Origin of the sequence: Salipaludibacillus sp. CF4.18 (assembly GCF_051262595.1) — a bacterium.
GTDB lineage: Bacteria > Bacillota > Bacilli > Bacillales > Salisediminibacteriaceae > Salipaludibacillus > Salipaludibacillus neizhouensis.
Genome location: NZ_JBIMEV010000060.1, coordinates 21,440 through 27,439 on the forward strand (window position 1 = coordinate 21,440; position 6,000 = coordinate 27,439).

5 protein-coding genes are annotated in these 6,000 nt (G+C 37.2%); 4 read left to right on the forward strand and 1 reads right to left on the reverse strand.

Translation table 11 applies throughout. The features are described 5' to 3' along the window. Nucleotides 1-96 precede the first annotated feature (96 nt). The 4 genes from gshAB to ACHABW_RS22195 are packed head-to-tail and all read left to right on the forward strand — an operon-like array spanning nt 97 to nt 3,235. Nucleotides 97-2,424 carry a bifunctional glutamate--cysteine ligase GshA/glutathione synthetase GshB gene (gshAB, locus tag ACHABW_RS22180; protein ID WP_435758678.1) on the forward strand — a complete coding sequence of 776 codons (2,328 nt, stop codon included), beginning with the start codon at nt 97-99 and terminating at the stop codon, nt 2,422-2,424. A 26-nt stretch (nt 2,425-2,450) separates the two neighbouring features. Continuing rightward, on the forward strand, nt 2,451-2,801 hold the full coding sequence (locus tag ACHABW_RS22185; RefSeq protein ID WP_435758680.1) for a thiol reductase thioredoxin: 351 nt from the start codon (nt 2,451-2,453) through the stop codon (nt 2,799-2,801). Between the two features lie 31 nt (nt 2,802-2,832). Next, nucleotides 2,833-3,093 (forward strand): fructose-bisphosphatase class II, encoded by a 261-nt coding sequence (locus ACHABW_RS22190; RefSeq protein WP_435758682.1) that lies wholly within the window; start codon nt 2,833-2,835, stop codon nt 3,091-3,093. Nucleotides 3,094-3,103: 10 nt separating this feature from the next. After that, nucleotides 3,104-3,235, forward strand: coding sequence for a hypothetical protein (locus tag ACHABW_RS22195; RefSeq protein WP_435758684.1), 132 nt, complete (start codon nt 3,104-3,106; stop codon nt 3,233-3,235). Nucleotides 3,236-3,281: 46 nt separating this feature from the next. Here ACHABW_RS22195 and ACHABW_RS22200 read toward each other — a convergent pair whose 3' ends face one another. Continuing rightward, complete coding sequence (locus ACHABW_RS22200) at nt 3,282-5,879, reverse strand: LamG-like jellyroll fold domain-containing protein (protein WP_435758686.1); 2,598 nt, start codon at nt 5,877-5,879, stop codon at nt 3,282-3,284. Nucleotides 5,880-6,000 lie beyond the last annotated feature (121 nt).

Below are 6,000 nucleotides of genomic sequence, written 5' to 3' on the forward strand. Positions count from 1 at the left end.
AACTAAATGTGGATATTTTTATAACTCATTTTGTCGTGGTTTACAGTTTTACTAGCTAAAAGTTTAAAAATGAGTTAGTTGGGAGGGATAGTTCCTATGGATTTCAAAAAAATGTTAGCCAACAACCATGTTAAACCATACTTATTAAAAGCCCGTTATGGGATCGAAAAAGAAAGTCAGCGAGTTGACTTATCAGGAAATTTAGCTAAAACGGATCATCCTAAAAGTATCTCGATAAGAGACGAACACCCATATATTCAGCGGGATTTTTCAGAAACACAGATGGAATTAATCACACCTGTTTCTGAGACACTAAAGGAACTGTTTGATTACTTAGCAGCTATCCATGATGTTGCTTGTCGTTCTATTGGTGATAATGAAATGCTTTGGCCATTAAGCATGCCACCACAGTTACCAAAAAAAGACGAAGATATTGTTATTGCGAAATTGAAAAGTGTTGAAAATGTTCGATATCGTCACTCTTTATCACATTCATATGGCCGTCGTAAACAAATGATTTGTGGAATTCATTTCAACTTTGAATTCGGCGATGAATTAATCCAAGCATTATTTAACATCCAATCGGAGATAAAAGATTATCGACAGTTTAAAGAAGAGATTTATCTAAAAGTCACAAGAAACTATTTACACTATCGTTGGCTAGTGACTTATTTTTATGGAGCTTCCCCTAATAGTGAAGAGAATTTTTTTGAAGAAGATTCTTTGAATCGAGCAGTGAGAAGTATTAGAAGCAGTAAGTATGGTTTTACTAATTCGGATGATGTTCAAGTGTCATATAGTAGTATACAAAACTATCTATCAGATCTTTCTTTGATGATTAAAAGAGGGCTTCTATTAGAAGAAAAAGAACTATATGCACCTATCCGTTTAAGAGGCGGGCATCATGTTTCAGATTTAGCAAATCACGGTGTTCATTATATTGAATTGAGAAATATAGATTTAAATCCCTTTGAAACGTATGGCATTAACTATAAACAATCGGAATTTCTACATCTTTTTTTAATTTATTTACTATGGAAAGATGAAGGGAATAATTGTGATGAGTGGGTAAAACTGGGTGATATTTACAATGATGCAGTGGCCCTTGAACATCCATTAGAGCATACACAATTTGAAATCGACGCTAAGAAGATAATTGATGAGATGGAACATTTAGCAGAAATCTTAGATTTGAGTATTTCAGATACGTTATTTGTTCATCTGAGAGAAATGCTAATGGACCCAAGTAAGACTTTAGCTGGAAAACTTTATAAAGAGAGTGAAAAAAGCAGTCAAAGCAAAATGGCTACTTATATGGCTAAAGAAAATTATAAAAAATCATGGGATAAGCCCTATCAATTAACAGGATTTACTGACATGGAGTTGTCCACTCAGATTTTAATGTCTGATTGCTTACAGCAAGGAATCCAAGTAGAAGTTTTGGATCGGCAAGATCAATTTTTGAAGCTACAATTAAAATATCATGTTGAATATGTGAAAAATGGTAATATGACAAGTAAAGATAGCTATGTATCATCTTTAATTATGGAAAATAAAACAGTAACCAAGAAAATTCTTCAACAACATGGATTCCGTGTGCCGAAAGGTGAGGAATATCAGACAATAGAACAAGCTTTACGTTCCTATGATCTATTTTCCACCAAACCATTTGTTGTGAAGCCGAAATCAACAAACTATGGATTAGGAATATCGATCTTCAAAGAAGGCGCGAATTACGAAGATTATCAAAAAGCAATCACACTAGCATTTAAAGAAGACTCTTCTATATTACTAGAAGAATTTATTAAAGGAACAGAATATCGATTTTTTGTGTTAAATGATAAAGTTTATGCTGTTTTATTACGAATTCCTGCGAATGTTAAAGGTGACGGTAAACATACAATTGAAGAGTTAGTCATTCAAAAGAATCGTGACCCATTAAGAGGAAGAGATCATAGGACACCTTTAGAAAGTATTCAATTAGGTGAATTGGAAAACCTTATGCTTAAAGGTCAAGGATATCAAATGGATTCAATTCCAGAGAATGATGAAATTATCTATTTGCGTGAAAACTCTAATATTAGTACAGGTGGAGACTCGATTGATGTCACAGATCAAATTCCTGATGAATATAAAAAAATAGCAGTGGATGCGGTATCCACACTTGGAGTTGAAATTTGTGGTATCGATTTGATTATTGAAAATACAGAAGTTCCAGCAGCTAATAAAAACGCCTATGGAATTATTGAAGCGAACTTTAATCCATCAATGTATATGCACATTTATCCATATAAAGGGAAATCTCGACGTTTAACTATGAATATAATACATTATTTATTCCCTGAACTATTACAAAGTCAGGAATCAAAGGTAGTCAAACCAGGGGTTCCACTCGCAGAATGCGGATATACAACGGTAACATAATGACATGAGAGAAAGGAGATTGAGAGATGATTGCTACTTATGAAGAAAATGTAGCTAGTTTTGATAAAATTGATTCCGCAAAAGCACAGGAATTGGTAAAAGGGGAAGGAGAAGCCGTTATCTATATTGGCAAGGCGGTATGTCCTTATTGTCAAATATTCATTAAAAAACTAAAAAAAGTTGCTGAAGAAACAGATACTCATATCTATTATGTCAATAGTGTGGAAGAATCTGATATGAAAGGTATTACGGCCTTCCGTAATGAATACGATATTCCAACGGTTCCTGGTTTCATCTTTACTAATGGTGACACAGTAAACGTGAAATGCGATTCATCCATGCCAGAAGAAGAAATCAAAGCTTTTATGAATAAATAATTCAATTACAAAGTGCCAAGTAGTTATATCCATGTTGAATGTAACTCAGAAGGCAGCTGTAGCGGCTTTTCAGAGTGTAGGAAAAGACGATAAATGTGAAGCTGATAATTTAGCAACAAATGCTATGAGAAAAATGTTAAATGAAATTTATATACGGGCGAATTGTTATTGGGGAAGGGGAGAGCGAGATGCAATTGCTGTCCCCCAGCACTTCAAAATCAAACTCACTTATGATACATTTCTTTTGATCAAGCAAAGTGTTTTAAAAGTTGCTATTATTGTGTCAGGTTAGGGCTCATGGCATGCAAAGCTTCAACGTCAATCTAGCCAGCAATCGAATGGTTGGACATACAGATGCAGCTTCCGGCGTTGTTCCCATAGCAATTGTTAAAGAAGCAACGCTTGATTATAAAACTTGTAAACGACACGATTAAATATGGCAAAAAAGAGGGTGACACAAAGTGTCACCCTCTTGATTTTTTATTTTTGTGCTAATTCTACAATTTCTTCTGGTGATAGTGCACCTTCATAAACTCGTAATTCATCCATTAATCCTTTAAATGGCTCGTCCCACCAGTTAACGGCGAGACTGAAAGTTCCGTTTGTGGTTGTAAATATATTAGGGAAGTTGTTTCCATCATGTTGTAACACCCCGTCTATATAAACCTTTATATTTCCCTCATCGACAGTGAATGCCACATGAGTCCACTCGCCTGCTGGAATAGTTTCTCCCGTTGTGGCGTCAACCCATCTTTGACTACCTGACCAAACCATTGTTTGACCATTGTTAGTCCCTCCTGGGAGAAGGCTTATCCAACTACTGTTCGTTCTTGCTCCAAAGAATGCAGTAGTGTGTGCTGTTAATTCTTCAGGCTTTAGCCATAAGGATACTGAATACGAGTGGCTGGAAATCAACCCGTCAGGTAAGCGGACACCAGAATCTCCGTTGAATACGGCAGCTTCCCCACGAACACCATCTGTATAGGTAATCATTCCGCCACTATTATTAATTCGATTTCCTGTCATTGTACCCGTACCAAAGTTTCCTGTACTATCTTCGAGAGTATTTTCGAAAGCATAATGAGCTGTTAAACCTGCCGGCAGATAGGCTAACACAGTTATATCAAACGTTTTTGTAATAGTTGTACCATCTTTTGTAATCGTTGCCGTAAGCGTAGCGGTGGCATCCTCTTCCCCGACTGCTGGTCGAGTTACTTCCCCTGTGTCAGTTACTACACCAGGATCAGAGGTCTCCCAGGAAATCACCGTATTTTGCGTACCCTCATTAGGAAGTGTCAAATTAGAAATAACACTATCTAAATCACCAAAATCTAAATCATTGACTACAGCCTCAATAACTTCCTCAACTGTTCTGTCGAGAGTCTTCGTACCCCAGACTGCTACTCCTTCGTTCGACATGGCAGTAAAGGTCATGACAGTAAGTTCCGAAGAAGTGTCGTATTGGCGCAGGAATACACCATCGTACGTTTTTCCATCAATAGTTAATTCTGCCTTGTTATGTCCAGTCTTTTTCCATGTACCAGTTACATCACCTGATAGGGTATTATCTTTGTTTAATGTAACGAATACAGAATTTGTAACGGAACCGGTTATTTCTCTTCCATGATTAACAAATTTATATTCACCAACGATATCTTGTTTGTTTACCTTATCCAGTGTTTCACCAGAATAACGGAATGGAGTAGCAACCGGCCATCCTTCTTTATTCATAAAGAGTTGATGAACCCGTACTTCATGTGATTCTCCTCGATTTGGGAAACGAGTATGAAAGACAACAAATCTTTCCCCAGTTACTTGGTCGTAGTGCACGGAATTGTGACCAGGGGCCGCATAAGTATGACCAATTCCTGATCCAGGATCACCGATTTTTCTTTCAAACAAGAAGTTACCCATAAGTTTATTCCCAAAGTCGCTATGGGCAGAACTATCTACTTTATTACCGACTGTGCCATCATCCAAACTATCTGGTAAAGCAGCTGGTTCTCCAGCGGCATCTACATATGGACCAGTTGGACTTTCAGATCGGAAAACTCGCATTTGATATCCGCCTGTAGCTGCTAATCCTCCATAGGTTAAATATAAGTAGTAATAATCAAGCTCTTCATCGTAATAAGCATAAGGGGCTTCAATGGAATGGCCAAATCCTCCAGCAATTTTCGTTCCAAAGTAGCGGTCAATCATTCTGCCGTCCTCGGTTCTACCATCTTCCCCAGGGTAGATTGGCTGACCTGTAGACTTATCAAGCTCATACATATATATACCACCGGACCATGAACCATAGGTCATCCACAGTGTTCCATCTTCATCATAGAACATGTTCGCGTCAATGGCATTTGGATAGAGGCGGGTGTTATAAACATCGTCTGAGTGAAACCACTCTGGGTTAGGCTCAGCAAAAACACCATCTTCAATGAGGCCTGAGATATTGGTGTTTTCCCATTGTTTATTAACATTACTATTTTCGTCATATGCTTCCACTTCAGTAAAACCAGAGTATACAATCGTATCCACATACTCATACGGGCCTTCAATATCTTTGGAAACCGCGTAGCCGATGGCAGATCGTTGCCATGTGGAAGAGACACTATAGTAAATCATATAAGTACCTTTCGTGCCGTCCTCATTCACATAGTCCTTATTCCAAAAAATATCCGGTGCCCAAACGCCAAACCCTCCGCGGCTGTCGGCATCGTTCTCTCCTGCCCACTCAAAGCTTCCAGAGAGGTTTTCCGATAAATCTCCATATAATGTATTGTCAGTACGGGTATAACCATTTGTAAAGTTTGTCCAATTAATCAAATCTTCAGACTTTGCAGCAGCAATATGCGTGCCAAACACATAATACATTCCATCGGCTTTTATGATGGAAGGGTCATGAACGGATGCATTCTCAAAATCCATAGAATCTCCCTGATTATCCAAATGTGGTTTATTATTATTTTCATTTGGGGGAACATTTGGTTCTCCTGATTTTCCATTAGCTGAAACTGTAAGCGGTATCATTAATAATAGAATTAAAACAATAAAGGTTATTCTTTGTGCTGAAGTTTTTCGCATTGAAATTTTCTCCTATCCAAATTGAATTTTTTTAAAATCAGTAAACAATAAAAAATGAACAACTGTGAACTTCCATATGTCTTTGGAGATTAAAAACTAAATTACTTTACCATTAACCAAC